Source organism: Bradyrhizobium manausense, assembly GCF_018131105.1.
Lineage (GTDB): Bacteria > Pseudomonadota > Alphaproteobacteria > Rhizobiales > Xanthobacteraceae > Bradyrhizobium > Bradyrhizobium manausense_B.
Genome location: NZ_JAFCJI010000001.1, coordinates 2,522,529 through 2,542,510 on the forward strand (window position 1 = coordinate 2,522,529; position 19,982 = coordinate 2,542,510).

General features: G+C 63.8%; 18 protein-coding genes. 7 read left to right on the top strand and 11 right to left on the bottom strand.

All coding sequences use genetic code 11. From position 1 onward, the window contains the following. Positions 1–137 precede the first annotated feature (137 nt). From kynU to JQ631_RS12005, 5 genes are all read right to left on the bottom strand, one after another. Positions 138–1,340, bottom strand: a complete 1,203-nt coding sequence (kynU, locus tag JQ631_RS11985) for a kynureninase (protein ID WP_212326408.1) — start codon at positions 1,338–1,340, stop codon at positions 138–140. A gap of 8 nt (positions 1,341–1,348) precedes the next feature. Further along, positions 1,349–2,188, bottom strand: a complete 840-nt coding sequence (gene kynA, locus JQ631_RS11990; protein WP_212326409.1) for a tryptophan 2,3-dioxygenase — start codon at positions 2,186–2,188, stop codon at positions 1,349–1,351. A 35-nt stretch (positions 2,189–2,223) separates the two neighbouring features. After that, positions 2,224–3,033 carry a hormone-sensitive lipase gene (locus tag JQ631_RS11995; RefSeq protein ID WP_212326411.1) on the bottom strand — a complete coding sequence of 270 codons (810 nt, stop codon included), beginning with the start codon at positions 3,031–3,033 and terminating at the stop codon, positions 2,224–2,226. 232 nt (positions 3,034–3,265) lie between these two features. Continuing rightward, positions 3,266–4,543, bottom strand: a complete 1,278-nt coding sequence (locus tag JQ631_RS12000; protein ID WP_212326413.1) for an ArgE/DapE family deacylase — start codon at positions 4,541–4,543, stop codon at positions 3,266–3,268. A gap of 52 nt (positions 4,544–4,595) precedes the next feature. Continuing rightward, positions 4,596–5,321: a pyridoxamine 5'-phosphate oxidase family protein gene (locus JQ631_RS12005; protein ID WP_212326415.1), complete on the bottom strand. Its 726-nt coding sequence runs from the start codon at positions 5,319–5,321 to the stop codon at positions 4,596–4,598. Positions 5,322–5,396: 75 nt separating this feature from the next. Here JQ631_RS12005 and pdxR point away from each other — a divergent pair, with 75 nt between their 5' ends. Both pdxR and JQ631_RS12015 read left to right on the top strand, forming a co-directional pair. Then, entirely contained in the window at positions 5,397–6,875 is a 1,479-nt protein-coding gene (gene pdxR, locus JQ631_RS12010) for a MocR-like pyridoxine biosynthesis transcription factor PdxR (protein WP_212326416.1), read from the top strand. A 59-nt stretch (positions 6,876–6,934) separates the two neighbouring features. Next, a complete protein-coding gene (locus tag JQ631_RS12015) occupies positions 6,935–7,192 on the top strand; it encodes a DUF6719 family protein (RefSeq protein WP_212326417.1) in 258 nt (85 codons plus the stop codon). Between the two features lie 5 nt (positions 7,193–7,197). Here the strand turns inward: JQ631_RS12015 and JQ631_RS12020 are convergent, their stop codons facing one another. The 3 genes from JQ631_RS12020 to JQ631_RS12030 form a co-directional block, all read right to left on the bottom strand. After that, positions 7,198–7,563, bottom strand: coding sequence for a hypothetical protein (locus JQ631_RS12020; RefSeq protein WP_212326418.1), 366 nt, complete (start codon positions 7,561–7,563; stop codon positions 7,198–7,200). Between the two features lie 35 nt (positions 7,564–7,598). Next, positions 7,599–7,934: a hypothetical protein gene (locus JQ631_RS12025; protein ID WP_212328663.1), complete on the bottom strand. Its 336-nt coding sequence runs from the start codon at positions 7,932–7,934 to the stop codon at positions 7,599–7,601. Between the two features lie 196 nt (positions 7,935–8,130). After that, positions 8,131–8,679 (bottom strand): CreA family protein, encoded by a 549-nt coding sequence (locus tag JQ631_RS12030; RefSeq protein WP_212326422.1) that lies wholly within the window; start codon positions 8,677–8,679, stop codon positions 8,131–8,133. Positions 8,680–8,887: 208 nt separating this feature from the next. Between JQ631_RS12030 and JQ631_RS12035 the strand changes: the two genes are divergently transcribed. From JQ631_RS12035 to JQ631_RS12050, 4 genes are all read left to right on the top strand, one after another. Beyond that, positions 8,888–10,603, top strand: coding sequence for a L,D-transpeptidase (locus JQ631_RS12035; RefSeq protein WP_212326424.1), 1,716 nt, complete (start codon positions 8,888–8,890; stop codon positions 10,601–10,603). Between the two features lie 87 nt (positions 10,604–10,690). Beyond that, positions 10,691–11,260 (top strand): glutathione peroxidase, encoded by a 570-nt coding sequence (locus tag JQ631_RS12040; RefSeq protein WP_212326425.1) that lies wholly within the window; start codon positions 10,691–10,693, stop codon positions 11,258–11,260. A gap of 165 nt (positions 11,261–11,425) precedes the next feature. Continuing rightward, complete coding sequence (locus JQ631_RS12045) at positions 11,426–12,451, top strand: polysaccharide deacetylase family protein (RefSeq protein WP_212326427.1); 1,026 nt, start codon at positions 11,426–11,428, stop codon at positions 12,449–12,451. Positions 12,452–12,458: 7 nt separating this feature from the next. Further along, complete coding sequence (locus JQ631_RS12050) at positions 12,459–13,010, top strand: dihydrofolate reductase family protein (protein ID WP_212326430.1); 552 nt, start codon at positions 12,459–12,461, stop codon at positions 13,008–13,010. A 15-nt stretch (positions 13,011–13,025) separates the two neighbouring features. Here JQ631_RS12050 and JQ631_RS12055 read toward each other — a convergent pair whose 3' ends face one another. From JQ631_RS12055 to JQ631_RS12065, 3 genes are all read right to left on the bottom strand, one after another. Continuing rightward, complete coding sequence (locus JQ631_RS12055) at positions 13,026–14,420, bottom strand: outer membrane protein (RefSeq protein ID WP_349644975.1); 1,395 nt, start codon at positions 14,418–14,420, stop codon at positions 13,026–13,028. Positions 14,421–14,651: 231 nt separating this feature from the next. After that, positions 14,652–15,104 carry a DoxX family protein gene (locus JQ631_RS12060; RefSeq protein ID WP_212326434.1) on the bottom strand — a complete coding sequence of 151 codons (453 nt, stop codon included), beginning with the start codon at positions 15,102–15,104 and terminating at the stop codon, positions 14,652–14,654. A 287-nt stretch (positions 15,105–15,391) separates the two neighbouring features. Beyond that, positions 15,392–17,701: an NADP-dependent malic enzyme gene (locus JQ631_RS12065; protein WP_212326436.1), complete on the bottom strand. Its 2,310-nt coding sequence runs from the start codon at positions 17,699–17,701 to the stop codon at positions 15,392–15,394. Positions 17,702–17,952: 251 nt separating this feature from the next. Here JQ631_RS12065 and JQ631_RS12070 point away from each other — a divergent pair, with 251 nt between their 5' ends. After that, positions 17,953–19,917: an aq_1923 C-terminal domain gene (locus JQ631_RS12070; protein ID WP_212326437.1), complete on the top strand. Its 1,965-nt coding sequence runs from the start codon at positions 17,953–17,955 to the stop codon at positions 19,915–19,917. The last annotated feature ends 65 nt before the right edge of the window (positions 19,918–19,982 follow it).

The following is a 19,982-nucleotide window of genomic DNA, read 5'->3' on the forward strand; positions in this document are numbered from 1 at the left end:
GGCACTCGGCCGTAGAGAGCGCTCTCCCGTCTCTCCGCGTCGTTGCGAGCGAAGCGAAGCAATCCGGAGTGCTTCCGCGGAGGGATGCTGGATTGCTTCGCTTCGCTCGCAACGACGGCTGGGTAGGCGCCCTGCTCTCACGTCACAGCATTCACGACCTGATATTCCGGCTGACGCCATACCTCGCCGGTGATCACCTCCTCGATGATCTCGGCCGCTTGCATGATCTCGCTCTCGCCGATGTATAGCGGCGTAATCCCGAACCTCATGATATCAGGTGCACGGAAATCGCCGATGAGGCTGCGGGCGATCAAGGCCTGCATCGCGGCATAACCGCCCTCGAAGGCAAACGAAACTTGCGAGCCGCGGTGCTCGGGTGCACGCGGCGTCACGAGCTTCAGAGAGGGACAGCGACGCTCGACTTCCGAAATCAGGAGGTCGCCGAGCGCCAGCGAGCGAGCACGGACCTCCTTGATGTCAACGCGGTCCCAGATATCGAGTGAGGCCTCCAGGGCCGCCATGGCCAACACCGGCGGCGTGCCGACGCGCATCCTCTCAACCCCGCCAGCCGCCGCATAGCCAAGCTCGAATGCGAATGGTTTTGCGTGCCCCATCCAGCCCGACAGCGCAGCGCGTGCGCCATCGGCATGGCGCGGCGCGACGTAGAGGAAGGCGGGAGCGCCGGGGCCGGCATTGATGTATTTGTAGGTGCAGCCCGCGGCGAAATCGACGCCGCAATCGGCGAGATCGACTGGCAGGGCGCCGGCCGAATGCGCGAGATCCCAGACCGTGACGATCCCGAGCGCGCGCGCCTTCGCCGTCAGCTTTGCCATGTGGTGGCGGCGGCCGGTGCGGTAGTCGACTTCGGTGACGTACAGCACCGCAATTTCGTTCGACAGTGCGGCCTCGATCTCCTCGGGGGCCACCAGACGCAATTGATGGCCGCGCCCGAGCGTCGCGATCAGGCCTTCGGCCATGTAGAGGTCGGTCGGAAAATTGCCGGTGTCCGACAGGACGACCTTGCGCGATCCGTTCATGTCGAGGGCCGCCGCAAGCGCTTGATAGACCTTGAGCGACAGCGTATCTCCGACCATCACCGAGCCGGCTTCAGCGCCGATCAGCCGGGCGATGCGATCGCCGACATGTCGCGGCTGGGCATACCAGCCCGCGGTGTTCCAGGCGCGGATCAGCTCGTTGCCCCACTCGGTCGTGATGACGCGATTGACGCGCTCGGCGGCGCCAAGCGGCAATGCACCGAGCGAATTGCCGTCCAGATAGATCAATCCGTCAGGCAGATGAAACAGCGCTTTGGTGTCCTCGTAGACGCGAAGCCTGGTCATGACCGTCTCTACAAAATGGTGCGGACGCGCCAGAGTTCGGGGAACAGCTCGACCTCCAGCATGCGCTTGAGATAGCTGACGCCGCCGGTACCGCCGGTGCCGCGCTTGAAGCCGATGACGCGCTCGACTGTCGTGACGTGGTTGAAGCGCCAGCGCCGGAAATAATCCTCGAAGTCAACCAGCTTCTCGGCGAGTTCGTACAGCATCCAGTGCGTCTCCGGCGCCTCGTAGACGATACGCCATGCCTGCAGCACGCCTTCGCTGAAACTGTGGGTCTCGCGGACGTCGCGCGCCAGCACGGACGCGGGCATCGTGAGCCCGTGACGGTCGGCGAGCCGCAGCACCTCGTCATAGAGACTTGGCGTTGCCAGTTCGGCTTCAAGCAGCTTCGTCGTTTCCACATCGTGGGCGTGCGGCTTCAGCATGGCGTGGTTGCGATTGCCGAGCAGATATTCGATCAGCCGGTACTGCCGCGACTGGAAGCCCGAGGACTGGCCGAGCCGGGAGCGGAAGCGGGTATATTCACTGGGCGTCATCGTGCGCAGCACGTCCCAGGCATTGTTGAGCTGCTCGAAGATGCGCGACATTCGCGCCAGCATCTTCATGGCCGGCGCCACCTCGTCCCTGGCGATGGCGCGGCGCGCAGCACTGAGCTCGTGGATGGCAAGCCGCATCCAGAGTTCGGTGGTCTGATGCTGGATGATGAACAGCATCTCATCATGCGCCTCCGAGAGCGGATGCTGCGCATTGAGGATCGCATCCAGCGCCAAGTAGGCGCCATAGGACATGCGCCGTGTGAAATCGGTCTCGGCGCCTTCGCTTGAGGGATCGTAATCGCTGGACGTCATGACAGTCCCCTTCGATCGATCATCGCGGCTCTCGTTCAGTCGAGGCCGATCAACCGCGCTGTGATTGGCGACGATGGATCCTTCAAGCCGTCGATCACGGTAAAATGGTTCAGCGCGGGATCGACGACGAGGTGCGTCGGCACGTCGAACCCGGTCCAGACATTGGCCAGCAGATCGGACTGGCGGATGAATTCCGGCCGCTCGCTGCCGCCGACCCAGGCGGTGACAGGCGAATGCCCGCGCGGCAGATGCAGCGCCGCGCTCTCAAGCGTCGCCTCCTCCATGGTCATGCGCAGCGTCTCGTTCATTTTGGTCTTGAGCAGCGGCCGCAGGTCATGCAGGCCGCTGATCGAGAGCGTGCCGGCGATGCGATTGAACACAGCGGGATCGAGCCGGCTGTCATCACAGAGCATGCGCGTGACGAGATGGCCCCCGGCGGAATGGCCGGCGAGGCGGATCGGGCCGGCGACGAGCGAAGCCGCCTTCGCAATCGCGGCCGTGATCTCCGCGGAGATGTCGGAGATGCGCGCGGCCGGCGTCAGCGTGTAGCTCGGCAGGCAAACCGTCCAGCCGTGGTGCCGCGCACCTTCGGCGAGATCCGTCCAGGCCGATTTGTCGAAGCGCATCCAGTAACCGCCGTGCACGAACACGACGAGACCCTGGCTGTCACCGTCAGGCAGGATCAAGTCAAAGCGCTGGCGCTCACCGGAGCCATAGCCGATATCGGGACGAAAACCCTTCAGAGCGGCGCGGTAGGCCGCCGCCCGCTCTACCCATTGCGCAGGTATCTTGTCCGAACCCGGGATATGGGCCGAATTGGCATAGGCATCATCCCAATCGCGCATTGTGGCTCCCGAGGACCGGTCCGACGAACGGGGGTCAGTCTGCCACCGCTGGAGGCGGCATCATAGTCTTTCTTTTAAGCTTAAAGGATTTGGCGAAGCCATTGTTTCGGGCGAACCGGCAGGATGTTGCCGACTCGTCATTGCGAGGAGCGCAGCGACGAAGCAATCCAGGCTATGTCCCGCGGAGGAACACTGGATTGCTTCGCGATGCTCGCAATGACGGCGGAGAGGTCTACGCCTTTTCCACCCCGCACCACTCCGCGATGAACAGCGCCATCGCCTTCGTGGTCTTCTTCAGCGAGTCGAGATCGACATACTCGTTGAACCCATGCATCTCGCCTCCGCTGGCGCCGAAGCACAGGCTCGGGATGCCATAATTGAGGCCATAGAAGCGAGTGTCGGTGAGCGCGGTGAAGACGAGGTCCTCGACCTCGCCACCATAGACCTTGCTGAAGGCCTTGCCGAATGCGGCTTCCGGCGCCGCGGAATCGGTCAACTCATAGCCTTCCGACAGGAAGCCCGACCATTCGACCTCAGGCGGATTGTTGGCGAGGAAGCGGTGGTTGCGCGAGGCAGCCGCAACGCAGGCCAAAATCTCCTTCTGGTGATCGGCGACCGACCAGCCCGGCAGGACGGCGATCCGGCAATCGACATCGCACCAGGCCGGCACGCTGGAGGCCCAATCGCCACCCTTGATGATGCCAGGGTTGAAGTTGATGGGATGGTTGAGCGTCCTAAAGTGACGGTCGGCCTTGGCGCGCTCGTTCCACTCGATCTCGAGTTTCTGCAAGGCGTGAACGAGGTGATACGCCGCCATGATCGCATTCGAGCCTGAGCCGGCGAAGGCGACGTGAGTCGGATGGCCCTTCACGCGCAGGCGAAACCAGATCACGCCGACCTGCGAACGCACCATCTTGCCGGCGGTCGGCTCGGGGATGAAGCACGCATCGGCCCGGTAGCCGCGCTGCAGCGTCGAGAGCGCGCCGACGCCCGTGCTTTCCTCCTCGATCACCGACTGAAAATGAATTCGCGCCGTCGGCTTGAAGCCGGCCGCCTTGATCGCGTCCAGCGCATAGAGCGCGCCAATGGTGCCCGACTTCATGTCGCAGGCGCCGCGGCCGAACATCTTGCCGTCCTTGATCGCGGGCGAGAACGGCGGTGTGTCCCACAGTTCCAGCGGCCCGGCCGGCACCACGTCGCAGTGGCCCTGCAGGATCAGCGATTTGCCGGCTTCGGTGGCCGGGCGATAAGTGCCCACCACCGAGCGTGCCTTGGAGAAGTCATGCTCGATCGGCCCGAAGCCGCGCAGATCCCTGAGATCGTCGACATTGATGTGCCAGTCGTCGACCTCGTAGCCGCGCGCACGCAGGAGGTCGCCGATCATGTCCTGGCACGGCCCCTCCGCCCCGCGGGTCGAGGGGATCGCGACGAAATCGCGTGTTGTCGCAAGCTGGGCTTCGAAGCCGGCGTCGACGGCGTCAAGAATCCTTTGCTGCGTTTCGGCATTCATCAGGCAACTCCGGGCATCCAGTTGATCCATGGCGCCCGCAAGCTAGCCGATTTCAGCCATTCGGGTACTCCACAAAATAAGCATCCCGCAATGCATCTTCGAGCAGTCGGCCTTCCGAATAACCATTCAGTGTCGCGGGCCGGCTCACGCCGTCGAGCAACCGTGGGCACGGCTCGGGCGCACCGAGCACGGTGCGGACCGGAATGCGCTCGGCATAGACAGGCAACTCGTAGTCCTCATCATCATCGGCGACACCCTTGGCGCGGACTTTGGCGGAGGCTTCCTCGATCTCCATCGCGATGAAGGAGGTCGCCTTGATCTCTTGCGTGTTGCTGGCCCGCAGGCTCGCAGTACGATCCGGGAAGAAGCGATCGACCATCGCGACCACGGCGCGCTGCTTCTCCACGGGATCGGTGACGAGGTAGGCGGTGCCGAATGCCATCACCGCGCGATAGTCGGCGGAGTGATTGAAACCGCAACGCGCCAGCACCAGGCTGTCGAGATGGGCAACCGTCAGGCACACACGCTCGCCTCTGGTCTGGTTGCGCAGCATCCGGCTCGCGCTCGAGCCGTGCCAATAGAGCTTTGTACCCTCGCGCCAGAAGAAGGTCGGCGTGCAATAGGGCTGGCCGTCGATGGCATAGGAGACGTGGCACAGCATCGAGGAATCCAGGATGCGGTGAACCGTCGCGTGGTCGTAGAAGCCGCGGTCGTGCCGGCGCTTCACCTGGTTGCGCGCTGACGTCGGATAGGAATCCTGGCTCTCGGTCTGGCTCACGGCCGCTCCTGTTGGGACTGGAACAATTCCGAACCAGTTGTAGCCGCGCATTTGGTCTGCGATAGTGCCAATTCCATGCAAAAAATTCCGACCAATTCTCTTGCCTCGGCAAAGGCCGAGTTGCCGCTCGATCTGACCGGACCGCACATCACCGCCGGCGCCTCCTCGGCCCACCGGCTGTACCAGGCGTTGTGCGAGATGATCGTCTCCGGCCTCGTCAAATCGGGCGAGCCGCTGCCGCCGTCGCGGACTTTGGCGAAGCAGACCGGCTTTCGCCGCAACGCCGTCGTCACCGCTTACGAGCGCCTGATCGCCGACGGATTTGCCCAAGCCACCGTCGGCTCCGGCACCTTCGTCGCCGCACGCATCCCGGCGCGCGCTGCTTCAACCAAAAAGTCAAAAGTGACCGTCGAAGCGCCGAAGCAAGGCGCGCTTTCGCTCGGCTGTACCCATATCGACGAGCGCGCGGTGCAGCGTTTTCGCGCGTTCGTCGGCCGGCGCATGCGCGCCTTCGGCAGCGAGCATCTGCATTACGGCGACCCGCGCGGCAGCCGCGAGTTACGCGTCGCGATCGCCGACCATCTGCTGTCGGCACGAGGGCTGCGCTGCGATGCCGACCAGATCATGCTCACGTCAGGCACGCTGCACACGCTGCGCATCGTTCTCAGCGCGATCCTGAAGGCCAACGATCAGGTCTGGTGCGAGGATCCCGGCTATCCCATTGCCCGCAGGACCATCGCACAATGCGGCTATCGCAGCGTACCCATTCCCGTCGATGCGCACGGCCTGCAAGTCGCCAGAGGCCGGACCGTCGCGCCGTCTGCCCGCGCGGCTTACGTGACGCCATCGCATCAGTTTCCGTTGGGCGTGCAGATGTCGATGCCGCGCCGGCTCGAGTTGCTCGACTGGGCCAGGCAAGCCGGCGCCTTTGTCTTCGAGGACGATTACGACAGCGAGTTCCGCTACGACGGCGCGCCGCTGATGTCGCTCGCCGGCATTGATCACCTTCAGCGCGTGATCTACATGGGCACCTTCGCCAAGACGCTGTTCCCGGGCCTGCGCATCGGTTATTGCGCCCTGCCTGAACGCCTCATCGGTGACGTCACGGCGGCGCGCGCCGCGCTCGACCGCTTCCCTGCAACGTTGATGGAAGGCGCGGTCGCCGACATGCTCAATTCCGGCGCGTTCGTTGCAAACCTGAAGCGCGTCCGAAAACTCTATCGCGAGGCGCGCGATGCGCTGGCCGAAACGCTCGAAGGGGCATCGGATGGTGCGCTCTCGGTCCCGGTGCCATCGCAAGGCCTGCACCTCGTGGCGCAGTTCGATCCATCCGTTACGCCTGACGCGGCGGCTGAAGCGAAACAGGCCGCTGGCGTGGAAGGCTGGTTGCTCGCCGACACCTATGCGCGGGCGCGTCCTCTGCCCGGTTTCGTGTTGGGATTTTCAGGGCACGCGGTTCCACGCCTAGTCGCCGCCGCCGAACGGCTCGCACGAGAAGCGCGGGGCGCCTCGCGCAGCAAAGGCAAATCGCCCCGCAGGCGCAACGAAGGTTGACTATCAGAATCGCCGCCTGCTGCGTAACTTCGCAGCAATCGATTCCGGGATCTCTCGTCATGTCAAATGTCACGACATTCGGCCGCGCAGCTTTCCTTGCGCTCCTGATCTCCTCCGCAGTTGTCGCGGCGGCCCGCGCAACGACAGTCGGACGTGAGCAGGACATCGTCGATCTCAAGCTTGGCCAGCGCGTGCAGGTGGACGACGGAACTTGCCCCGCTGGACAAATCAAGGAAGTGCGCGGTTCGAAGATGACCGACAAGGGCGTGGTGCGAACAGCCAGTTGCGTGGCGCGGTTCGGGCCGAAGTCAAGGTAGCTGGTTTAGGACTTCGCCGGGTCGAACATGCATTGAAGGGTCGGCTTGGCGATCTTGGTGAAGGTTGCGCCGATCTCGTTTTGCTTTGCCGCCGGCACCCAATCGGTCTCGATCGTGGGAACCCCGGTTTCGCTGATGCCGCGCAGCAGCGCCTCGCGCAGGTCACGATCCTCGACGACGGCGGCCGCATGATCATGCAGACAGCCGCAGACCTCTTCGGGATGCTCCCAGCGCCCGAGCATACGCGGCGCGCATTGCCTCACGAACTCCGTGCGCGGATCCGGCAATCGGCTCGGTGAGCGAACCTGCGCCTGAACGGAGCTGATCGTCACGAGAGACAGGAGCGCCGCGGCGCAGAGACGAAGGTACATGATGGGATTTGCCAGCTGATTTTCTTGTTTGGTGATCAGAGACGGGCCGCCAAGACGATCGGCTGCGGCGCTGGGCTGGAGATCGGCGAACCGCTGTACTGGAAGGTGCCGATACCGGGCAGATCACCATCCGGCGCACCGGCCAATGAGGAACCAGCGAGGACGAAACCGAAAGCAAGGATGAAGCTGAGCGCGCGCATGGATTTGTCCCCGAATCGCGTGGCCGGCGGTGTGCCGTCGTCGTTGTGACGCTGATAACCATCCGCGGTTTCTCCCGTGATGCGCTCAAAGCCCAAAATGGTTTCGTTCCCGGTGAGAATTGTTTCGTCGGCGACGGCGGGACGAAACAATTCGGCGAAAACATCAATCATTTCAGATGGGACGCCTGACGATTTGAACGCGTTTGGGAACAACCGTTCAGCCGGGATGAAGCAGCGCGGTCATACCGGCGACATTCGTCCGGCGCGGTGGCTCTGCAATCAGGACGCGGCTACGAAGCCGCGCCGCAGGCCTTCATGCGGCTGAGCGGCTCACACCTTCTAAAACCGCGCACGGGCCGCGATCACATTACTGAGTGAAGAAGTCGCCGCATTTCTGAACGTTCGCGTCAGCCGGCCCCCACGGCATGATCGGCACCGTCGAGGTCGAGTTCTTCGGCGATCCCTCGATCAGCCTGTCCGAATAGACCATGTAGACGAGGACATTGCGCTTGGCGTCGCAGCCGCGCACGATCTGCATCTTCTTGAAGAAGAGCGAGCGGCGCTTGCGGAACATGTCGTCGCCCTGCTCCATCTTGTCCTTGAATTTGATTGGACCGATCTGGCGGCAGGCGAGCGACACGTCCGAAACCTCCTCGGCAAGACCGAGCCAGCCCTTGAAGCCCCCCTTCTCCGGCACCGTGAAATGACAGGCCACGCCCTCCACTTCAGGGTCATCGAGCCCATAGGTCGCGAGCTTGTCATTCGGGCTCATCCATTTGAACACCGTTGAGCGGCGGAAGATGAGATCGGGCTCGTCGGCGGCGGATGCGGAGGCCAGGGGCGCGGCCAAGGCCAGGAGGAATAAAACAAGGCCTTTCAAGCGGATGCTGGAAAGACCGGGGAAACGAGATGACATGAAGTTCTCCGGTAACAAGTCCCCGCCATGTAGGCATGGGATGTCCGGTCAGGAAGGTGACGCCAGGTGGCCGCAGCCGTCGTTTACCGCTCCGTGAGGCTTTTTTGCTACGTCTTGGACAAAAGTAGCTGATGGCAGAACTGCCGTGCTGGTGAACGCGTATCCCCTCTGCGACACTAACGTCTGATTTGGATTGTGGATTCGAGGAATGAATAGCGTGAACGGGTCCCGGTGTTCTGCAGCGCCGACGCGGCTGTGGCAGGTCGCGATTTTGACGGCGGCAGGTGCGATCGGTACGGCAAGCCAGGCGGAAGCCGCGTTCTACTACTATTCGGACTATCCCGACGGAGCCTATGGACGGCAGGTGCGTCACCTCGAGGAGCCGCGACTCAAGCCGCAGAAGCGCGGCTCCGCTGTCAAAAACAAAAAAGAGGCGCGCGTCGAGAAGGAGACCGGCGCGAAGCCGCAAGGTCCGCTCGTCATCGTCGTCTCCATCGAGCGGCAGAAAGTGACCATCTACGACTCCAACGGCGTGTTCGCGGAGTCGCCGGTGTCGACCGGCATGAAAGGGCACTCGACGCCGATGGGCGTGTTCAGCGTCATCCAGAAACACAAATTCCACCATTCCAACATCTATAGCGGCGCGCCGATGCCGTACATGCAGCGGATCACCTGGTCCGGTATCGCCATGCATGCAGGCGTGTTGCCGGGCTATCCGGCCTCGCATGGCTGCATCCGCATGCCGATGGCGTTCGCGGTGAAGATGTGGAACTGGACCAAGATGGGCGCGCGCGTGATCGTCACGCCCGGCCAGATGACCCCGCAAAACTTCTCGCACCCCATGCTGGCCTCGCTGCGCGTGCCGCCGCAGCCCGCGGCAAGCCTCGAGCCGCCGACCAGCGTTGGCGACAAGGCGGACAAGGGCGCGCCCGAGACCACCAAGGTCACGGAGGTCAAGCCGACCGAAGCCAAATCGTTTGAGACGAAGACCGCCAGCGCGGAGAGCGTGCTCGAGCTTCGTTCCACGGTCGGCCATCCCGTGATGTCGGATGTGACCACGGGCAATGCTCCGATCCGCGAGGAAGCCGCCAACAGCGAGGCTAAGACCGACACCAGGTCTGCCGAGGCTTCCGAGCCGGCCAAGCAGCCCGAGGCGGCTGCGAAGCCCGCCGATGGCGCGGGCGCCGAAGCGAAGCCTGCCGAGGCTGCGGAGGCGCCCAAGGCGGCTTCAGACGACAAGCCGGCCGGCAAGGTTGAAGCGGCGAAGTCGGAATCTTCCGATGCTCTGAAGGCCGACGCGCCGAAGGCGGAAGCGGCTGCGGAGCCGGTCAAGGCCGATGCTGCGCCGACCCAGACGAAGCCCGACGCGGCAGCGACGGCAGCGGCGCCTTCTGATTTGCCTGACGCCAAGAAGGACCAGACTCGCGTCGCTGATCCCGCGCCGTCCGTAAAGCCCGACGTGCCGAAGCGGACTGGTCAGATCGCGGTGTTCATCAGCCGCAAGGATTCCAAGCTCTATGTGCGGCAGAATTTTGCGCCGCTGTTCGATGTGCCCGTGACGATCGCAGCGAGCGACCGGCCGCTCGGCACCCACGTCTTCACCGCCGAAGTCGACAAGACGGATACCAACGCGCTGCATTGGTCGGTGGTGTCGCTCCCGGTCGCGGTCCGCGCCGCCGTGCGCGACGATGACGGTCATTTGATGCGCCGCCATCGCGGCGCCGCGGTGATCCCCGTCGCCGCCAAGCCGGTGATTGCGCCTGACAGCCCGGCCGAGGCACTGGATCGCATCACGATTCCCGCCGACACCATGGCGAAGATCAACGAGATGCTCACCACCGGCGGCTCGGTCATCGTGTCCGACCAGGGCATCAACCAGGGTGAGACCGGCGAAGGCACCGACTTCATCGTCCGCCTCTACTGAGCCTGGCCCGCGATAACGCGGTGTTGAGCAGGCCGGTCGTCTCGCTGGAGTAAACTGCGCGCCGGGTCACATCCGGGGGACGCCGCCATGTTGAACCGCAGAACCATACTCACCGCCGCGCTCCTCACGGCCGCCGCCTCGGCGACACGCGCGCAGGCCGATGTCGGCATGAGCCGGATGTCCGCATACGCGTTCTCGTTCCCAGCCCTGTCTGGCGACGACATCAGGCTCGCCGCCTTTACCGGCAAGCCGGTGCTGGTCGTAAACACGGCCTCGCTATGCGGCTACACCCCGCAATATGCAGGGCTGCAAGAGCTCTGGAGCGAGTTTCGCGAACGCGGCCTCACCGTGATCGGCGTGCCCTCCAACGATTTCGGCGGTCAGGAGCCCGGCGGCACCAGCGAGATCTCGGAGACTGCGCACCACCAATACGGCGTTACCTTCCCCATCGCTGCCAAGGCCATCGTGGTCGGGGCGAAGGCGCATCCATTTTACAGATGGGCCGCCGAGGCTCGGCCAAGGGAGGTTCCAAGGTGGAACTTCCACAAGTACCTCCTCGGCCGCGACGGCTACATCGCCGATGTATTTCCGTCCGCCGTGGAGCCTGCCGACACCCGCATCAAGACTGCGGTTGCCCGTGCCTTGGCCGACAGTTGAACCGCCTGGCTGAAACAGGCTTGGGCACAATTGTGACGAAGCGCCAAACAGCCGTTGCAATGGCGAGGGAGCACCATCTAGGCTAGGATCATCTGGGACAGGAAAGGTTTTGCCGGAGGCGAAAAGCCGCGGTGGAACAACGGGATCAATCTCGAGGACAACACCATGCGTGTGGCGGCAGGACTGATTTTGGCAAGCGCGATGTCTGTTGCGCTGACAGGCGCGGCATGGTCGCAAACCCCGGCCGCAAAACCTGCGGCTGTCACACAGGCGGCCCCTGCGGCAGCACCGGCTGCTGCCGCTCCGGTTCCGGCGGCTGCGGCCCCCGCAGCTGCAGCGCCCGCGTCGCAAGCCGCGGCCTTTCCGCCCCCGCCGCAACAGGCGCCGCAGCCGGCACGCGCGGCCTGCAACAATCCGAACGCGCTGGGCGTTGCCCGCACCGTCGAGATCGATACGACAGGCGGTCCCGGCTTCGGCTTCGAGCACTTCAAGGAGCTCGACTTCCTGCGCGAGAAGGAGGTCGTCCTGACCTTCGACGACGGTCCCTGGCCGCGCAACACGCCCGCCGTGCTGAAGGCGCTCGCCGACCAGTGCACCACGGGCATCTTCTTCTCGATCGGCAAGCACGCCACCTACGAACCGGAACTCCTGAAGCAGGTCTACGCGGCCGGCCACACCATCGGCACCCACACCTGGTCGCACGCCAACCTCAACGACAAGAAGCTGAGCGAAGCGCAGCGCAAGGACGAGATCGAGAAGGGCATCAGCGCCGTCAAATGGGCGCTCGGCGGCATCTCGCCGGCAGCGTTCTTCCGCTTCCCGGCACTGCAGCATCCGCCGGAGATGGTCACCTATCTCGGCAACCGCAATGTCGCGATCTTCTCCTGCGACATCGACTCCTTCGACTTCAAGGCCTCGAAGCCGGAGAAGGTGATCGACACCGTGATGAAGGGGCTCGAGAAGAAGGGCAAAGGCATCATCCTGATGCACGACTTCCAGAAGCACACGGCGGAAGCCCTGCCCGAGCTGCTGAACCGCCTCAAGGCCGGCGGCTACAAGATCGTGGCGATGCGCGCCAAGGCGCCGGTTGCCTCGCTTCCCGAATACGACCAGGAACTGATGAAGGACGTCAAGCTGCCGACAGTGAGCACGCGTCCGGTCAATTCCGTGGTGACGACCGTTTCCGAATAGTCGTCGCTTGTCGTTCCATTTCGAAGGCTACGTCATCGTCTCGGCGGACGGCATGCTTGCCGACGCCAGCCATGTCATGCCCGACAGTCTGAAGTTCAAAGGCGACAAGCTGTTCTTCGAGCAGGCGCTCGATGGTGCCGCGCTGATCGTGCACGGCCGCAACTCGTATGAGCAGCAGACGAACTCGCCCAAGCGCAAGCGGCTGATCCTGACCCGCAAGATCAAGGCCCTCACCGTCGATCCGGAGATGCCGAACGCGACGCTGTGGAATCCGGAGCATGCGAGCTTCGAGCAGGCCTGCGCCTTTGCCGACGTTTCTTCGGGACGTGTCGCTGTGATCGGCGGCCCCGTCGTGTTCGACATGTTCATGGACCGCTACGACGCGTTCTGGCTGTCGGAGGCTCCGCATGTGCGGCTGCCCGGCGGCGAAGGCTGCTTTGTCGAGGTGCCCCGGCGGACGCCGCACGAGGTGCTGAGGTCGCACGGGATGGCACCGGGCACGCCTTACATGCTCGACGCCGTGCACGACGTCACCGTCACGCCATGGCGACGGGGCTAGCCCGCCGCGCTGAACTCACGGCGTCGGCAGGTGATAGACCAGCGAGCCGCGCAGCGTATGGATCGTGCCGCCGGCGCTGACATTGGTGAAGATGCTGTCCGTGAGATCGTCGCGCGTCTCGACATGCGTCATGCGATATTCGGCGCGGGCCGAGATCCTGTCGCTGAAGAACCGCTCGAAGCCGCCGCCAAAGGTGGCGCCATGATACTCTCGCTGCGGACTGGTGCTCTGGAGTCCCAAGAGGTTGTACGTGATGGACCGCGCGGTCGAGCCGGTGTAGCCGCCGAGCACATAGAGCATCGTTTCCGGCGAGACGAGATAGCCAACGCGGCCGCCGACGGTCCAGGCCCACTTCACCGACGCCAGATCCGACGTGACTGTCCCCGTCCCCCCCGCGCCAGGCCCCGTTGCCGTGACGCTGGCCCCGCCATTCGTCGCCACATCGATCAGGCCGAAGGCGCCGACCACCCATTTCGGTGCGATCTGACGATCGTAGCCGATGGTGAAAGTGCCGCCGACATCCGCGCCACCAAGGCCCGCCGCGTTGAAATCGAGCGCGCCGGGAATCGAGGCCGCCACATGCGGCGTGAGGGCGTCGCCACCGATGCCCACGCCGACATGGACACCCGTCCACGCCGGATTGAGCGCGGGCGCGGCCGCTGCGGTCGCCGCGGGACCGCCGAACTGTCCAAACCGGTAGGCTGCGCCGATCCGGATCACGTGCTCCGACAAATCGGTGGTCCAGACTGCACCGAGCGGATCGACGGTCGTGTTGTGGCCAAGGTCGACATAGCGATACTCGCCACGCAGCGACCAATTGTTGGCGAGACGATATTCCACACCGGCACCCACCGTATAGCCATGCGAGGTCTGAGCGGATTCCTGCGCCGTGAACGAGGGACCGCCGATGATCGTGTAAGTGACGTTCCAATTGTTGATGCGCATCTGGCTGTAGCCGGCGAGGCCGTACAGCAGGATATCCGGCGTCGCCAGAAATCCGGCACGGCCGCCGATGGTCCAGCCCTGGTCGAGCGACGGCATGGTTGCCGTGACGATCTGCCCGAACGCATTCCCGCCCACGCTCACAGTCGTGCGCTGGCGCGACCAGTCGTAGTCGACGAAGCCACCGACCACGAAGCGCGGCGCAACCTGGACGTCGAAGCCGGCGAACGCGGACAATCCGAGATCGGCGCCCTGAAGACCGTCGAGGCTGAACAGCGAAGGGCCGCCGCCGACCGGCGCGAGGTTCGAGCGTCCCGATGCGAAGTCGAAGCCAAGGCCCGCGCCGACATAGAACTGCGTCCAGTTCGCTACAGGCGCAAACCGCGGCGGCGCCTTCACGGGCAAATCGGCCGCATCAGCCGTCGTGACGGCAAGGGCTGCGGCATGCGCGGCTCCCAGAAAAACCACCGCACGCGCCAACAGTCGCTTCGAATGAACCAAGTCCGCCCCCAATACGCCTTACCGATTGATGGCAATCGGTCGAACGGTCGTATTCGGTTCCAGCAGAGTCCGACAAGACTGGAAACGTGTGTGCGCCACAGCGGTTGCGATTTTGCAGAACCGCTGTGATCTCAAAGCCATAACATGTGAATGAAGGTTCACGCCGCGCGCATGAAGCGGGCGGAGATGCCGGCCCGGCTAGACGTCTCCGTAGGCCGTCTCGGCCGTGCGAGTCTCGCGGCCAAAGCCCATGATCATGAACAGCGCGCCGATGATCGAGAGATTCTTCAGCGCGTCGACCACCACCGCCGCATTGTCAGGTGCTGCTTGATTCCAGAAATCGGAGAACAGGACGGTCGAGGCCGCGATGTAGATGATCATCAGCAACGCGAAGAAGCGCGCGCCGAAGTTCAGAGCGATCATCAGCCCCGCAATGATCTCGAGCCCGCCGACTGCGATAGCCAGGAGTTGCGGCGTCGTCATCGCGGTCGCCGTCTCGACCTGCTTGGCGTAAGGCGCGATCGCATCGGGCACCACGATCTTGCCGGCGATGAAATCAGCCGTCGCCTGCAGGGGGAAGAACTTGAGCGCGCCCGTGTAGACGAACAGCACGGCGAACAGGATCCGCCCGAAAGTCACGAACGCTGGCATGGTCGGCCTCTTGGCAAAACGCTAATCGCGGGACGCCTGCGGATTATGAAGAGTCCGACAGCGGTTTTCAAACGCGGAAATGGAAAACTGCGAGTTATTCAAGAATGGAGGCGTGCGACGTGCGGTGGCGCTCCCTAGCGGAATCGAACCAAGGGGGCCGAGATGTGGCCACCGCACTCTCCGCGTCATGGCCGGGCTTGACCCGGCCATCCACGACGTGCCCTACGCCGCAAAGACCGTGGATGCCCGGGACAAGCCCGGGCATGACGAGACCGCGGACTGTTGCCTTACGTAAACAACGTCGGCTGCTGCCGCGCTGCACGCTCCTGCGCTTCCACCACCGCCACCGCGGTCATGTTGAGGATGCCGCGCGCGGTCACCGAGGGGGTGAGGATGTGAGCGGTCCGTGCCGGGCCGATCAGGATCGGACCGACAGGGAGCGCGTCCGCCAGCGACTTGATCATCTGATAGGCGACGTTGGCAGTGTCGAGGTTCGGCATGATCATGATGTTGGCCTCACCCTCGAGATTGGAGTGCGGCAGAACCATGCGGCGCGCCGCGGCGGAGAGCGCGGTGTCGCCTTGCATCTCGCCGTCGGCCTCGATCTCCGGATGCTTCTCCTTCAGCAACTGGGTCGCCCGGCGCATCTTGCGCGAGGAGTCCGTGTCGTAGCTGCCGAAATCGGAATGCGAGACGAAGGCGATCTTCGGCTTGATGTTGAAGCGCTGGACGTGAACCGCCGCTAGTGAGGCAATCTCGGCAAGCTCTTCCGCGCTCGGATTGGGCCTCACTTGCGTGTCGGCGATGAAAAATGCGCCCTTGCTGGTGATCAGCAGCGCCAGCGCCGCGTAGTCGCTGATCCCAGGCGAGAAGCCGACGATCTCGCGGACATGGCGCAGATGGCTCATGTAGCGGCCCTCGACGCCGCAGAGCATCGCATCCGCCTCCCCGCGCGTCACCGCGAGAGCCGCGATCACCGTGTTGTTGGTGCGCACCACGGTGCGGGCCGCATCCGGCGTCACCCCGCGTCGGCCTGCGACCTCGACATAGGACTGCACATAGGAGCGGTAACGCGGATCGTCTTCGGGATTGACGAGATCAAAATCCTTGCCCGCCTTGATCGACAGGCCGAAGCGCTTGATGCGCGCCTCGACCACCGAGGGCCGGCCGACCAGGATCGGCGTCGCCAGCTTCTCCTCCAGCACCACCTGCGTGGCGCGCAGCACGCGCTCGTCCTCGCCTTCGGCGTAGATCACGCGCACCGGCTGGGTCTTGGCCTTGGCGAACATCGGCTTCATGACGAGGCCGGAGCGGAAGGCAAAGCGTTCGAGCAGCGCGGTGTATTCGTCGAAATTGGTGATCGGCCGCGTCGCGACGCCTGACTCCATTGCCGCCTTGGCGACGGCCGGCGCGATACGCAGGATCAACCTGGGATCGAAGGGACTCGGGATCAGCGAGCCCGGACCAAAGCCTTGCGTCTCGCCGGTGTCAAAACCTTGCGCGACCGCATCCGACGGCGCCTCGCGCGCAAGCTGCGCGATGGCCTCGACGGCGGCGTGCTTCATCTCCTCGTTGATGGCGCTGGCGCCGACATCGAGCGCGCCGCGGAAGATGAAGGGGAAACAGAGAACGTTGTTGACCTGGTTCGGATAGTCGGAGCGACCGGTGCAGATCATCGCGTCGGGACGCACCTTGCGCGCCTCCTCCGGCATGATCTCCGGGGTCGGGTTGGCGAGCGCCATGATCAAGGGCTGGTCGCCCATCGCCTTGGCCATCTCGGGCTTGAGCACGCCCGGCGCTGACAGGCCTATGAAGATGTCGGCGCCGCCGATGACATCACCAAGCGTGCGCTTGTCGGTCTTCTGCGCATAAACCGCTTTCCAGCGGTCCATCGTGGTGTTGCGGCCCTCATGCACGAGACCGTCGATGTCGCAAACCCAGATGTTCTTGCGCTGCGCGCCCATCGATACCAGCAGATTGAGCGTCGCGATGGCCGCAGCCCCTGCCCCCGATGTGACGATCTTGACGTCCGACAGCTTCTTGCCGTTCAGCCGGAGGCCATTGGTGATGGCCGCGGCGACGATGATCGCGGTGCCATGCTGATCGTCATGGAAGACCGGGATCTTCATGCGCTCCTTGAGCTGCGCCTCGATCTCGAAACATTCCGGCCCGCGGATGTCCTCCAGATTGATGCCGCCGAAGGTCGGCTCCAGCGCCGCCACGGTCTCGACCACGCGCTCGATGGTGTCGGCGGCGATCTCGATGTCAAACACATCGATGCCGGCGAATTTCTTGAACAGGACGGCCTTGCCTTCCATCACCGGCTTGGAGGCCAGCGGGCCGATATTGCCGAGGCCGAGCACCGCGGTGCCGTTCGAGACCACGGCGACCAGATTGGCACGGGTCGTCAGCGTGGCGGCTTCCGCCGGATTCTTGGCGATCTCGGTACAGGCGGCGGCAACGCCCGGAGAATAGGCAAGCGCGAGGTCGCGCTGGTTGGCGAGCGGCTTGCTCGCCTGGATTTCGAGTTTTCCCGGCCGCGGCAGACGGTGATAGGCCAGCGCCGCCTGGTGAAGATCATCAGAAAAAGACGACATGCAGTGTCTCGCCTCGCGTTACCGGCCTCAAAGATGCGTTGTCATCGACCAGTTTACCGCAGTGCACACGGTATTCCGGCCTATGGAAACCGGGATGAAGCACGGCCAACGCCTCGGTGGCAACATCCGATTGCAATCCAATTAACAGATCGCGTGGTCAAATATTTGACAGCGCTAGCTTTCCCTGGACCGCGCAACGTTTCCCGAATATGGCAGGTTGCGCAGCGCACAACCAACAACTGGAGCTGGGAATGAAGCGCATCCTGATCGGCCTGATCGTGGCAGCCGTGCTCGCCGCGGGCGGATGGCTCGGCTTCAACCTCTACGCCAAACATCGCGTCACCGCCGAGATCGAGGACGCCTTCCAGCAGATCCGCAGCAATGGCGGCAAGGCGAGCCACGGCAAGGTCGGTTTCGACCTGTCGACGCGCACGCTTACGATCGATGAGCTCAATGTCGAGCCGGGACGCCCCCCTTTAGCCGGCGTCAAGGCTGCGAGCTTCAAGGCGGTCGGCGTTCACCAAGTCGACGAGACCCGCATTGCGGCCGACAATATCGAAATCGATGGCGTGGAGTTGGCGATCGAAGGCGCTGCCGGCGCGGCGAACATGAAGGCCACGTACAAGATCCCGCATATCGCCTTGGCCAACTATTCCGGGCCCGCACGGATGCAAGGCGCGCCGGCCTCCGATTCCATTCTCGACGCCTATCGTTTCGGGCTCGAGCAATTTGTGAGAATTTCAGCCGGTTCGCTCAACGTGCCGACCATAACCGCCGCAATGAGTGGAATCACCGGAGGAGGATCCGGCGAGATCACCTATTCGGGGCTGACAATCCACAACATCGATCGCGGCAAGATCGGTACTGCCAAGGTTGATCGCGCCGTTGTTGCCATCGATGTGCAACAGCCACGTCCGGATAAAATCACCTCCGGATTCTCCGACGCGACAATCGAAGATTTCGACGCGAACGTCGTGATCGCCGCGCTCAATCCCGACAAGGCAAATGACGATAGCTATCACCGTGTCTACCGGCAGATATCAACTGCTTACGCGCTGACTTCGACGTCCGGCATTGCCGCGAAAATCGGCCGCATCCTGGTCGAGGACATCGCGTATCAGCCGTCGAAGTTTCGTCCAGGAGAACTGCTGGCGGTGATGCCAAAAGATCCGTCTGCCCATCAAAACCCCGCGCAGATGCGGGAATTGATGGAGAAGGTCGGAAACCTCTATGAGGGCGCACGGATCGGCAAAGCGACAATTGCCGATCTGTCGATGGAGACACCGCAAGGGACCGGCAAACTCAACGCCATCAGATATTCCGAGGGCGAGTTCGCGCTGGAGGGTTTCGATGCGCCAACCCCGCAGGGCCGGATCAAGATGGAGCGCTTCGCGCTGAAGTCGTTCAGCGTCGCGAACCTGTTGCGTTGGGCGGCAAACCTCACCACTCCCGGAAGAGCGCCCTCGCCCGATCAGATGCTCGGGCTGTTCGGCGTGCTGGCAGGCGCGGAGATCAAGGGCGTGGTGGCGCCGTTCAAGACCACCAAGAAGCTGGTCACGATCGACACGGTGAGCCTGGATTGGGGGCAGTTGATCGGTTCGATCCCGAGCAAGACGCACATGGTTGCCAAATTTGTCACGCCCACCGATCCATCTGATCCGAAGCAGCTTCCGTTGCTCGCCGCCGGCATCGACAAGCTCGCGATCGACCTCGATCTCGGCGCGGCCTGGACCGAGTCCACCAACAGCTTCGCTCTGACCCCGGCGACCCTGGACATCGGAGGGATCGCCAAGGCGCAATTGCGCGTCGCACTCGGCAATGTGCCGCGCGAGACGTTTTCGACTGAGCCCGCTCAGCTCATGGGACAAGCTGCCCGGATCGAGGCCGGCGCGCTCGAGTTCTCACTGCACGACAACGGTGGCGTCGACCTCGTCGTCGCGCAGTTCGCGCGCATGCAGAATGTCAGCCGCGACGCCGCGCGTCAGGCGATCGTCGAAAGCATCAAGGCAAAACGCGAGCAGATTGCATCCGCCAATCCGGATGCGGACGCCGCCGTGGATGCGGTCGCCCGTTTCGTCGAGACGCCGGGCCAGACGTTGTCCATCAAGCTCTCCCCGCGCGCCAAGGCGCCGCTGATGCAGATCATGCAGCTCTTGCAAACCGACCCGCAGAGCGCGTTGGCGCAGTTCAGGATCGAGGCGTCGACGGGACTGTAGAGCGGGCGCGCGCTCTCACCACCGTCATGGCCGGGCTCGTCCCGGCCATCCACGCTCTTCCGCGC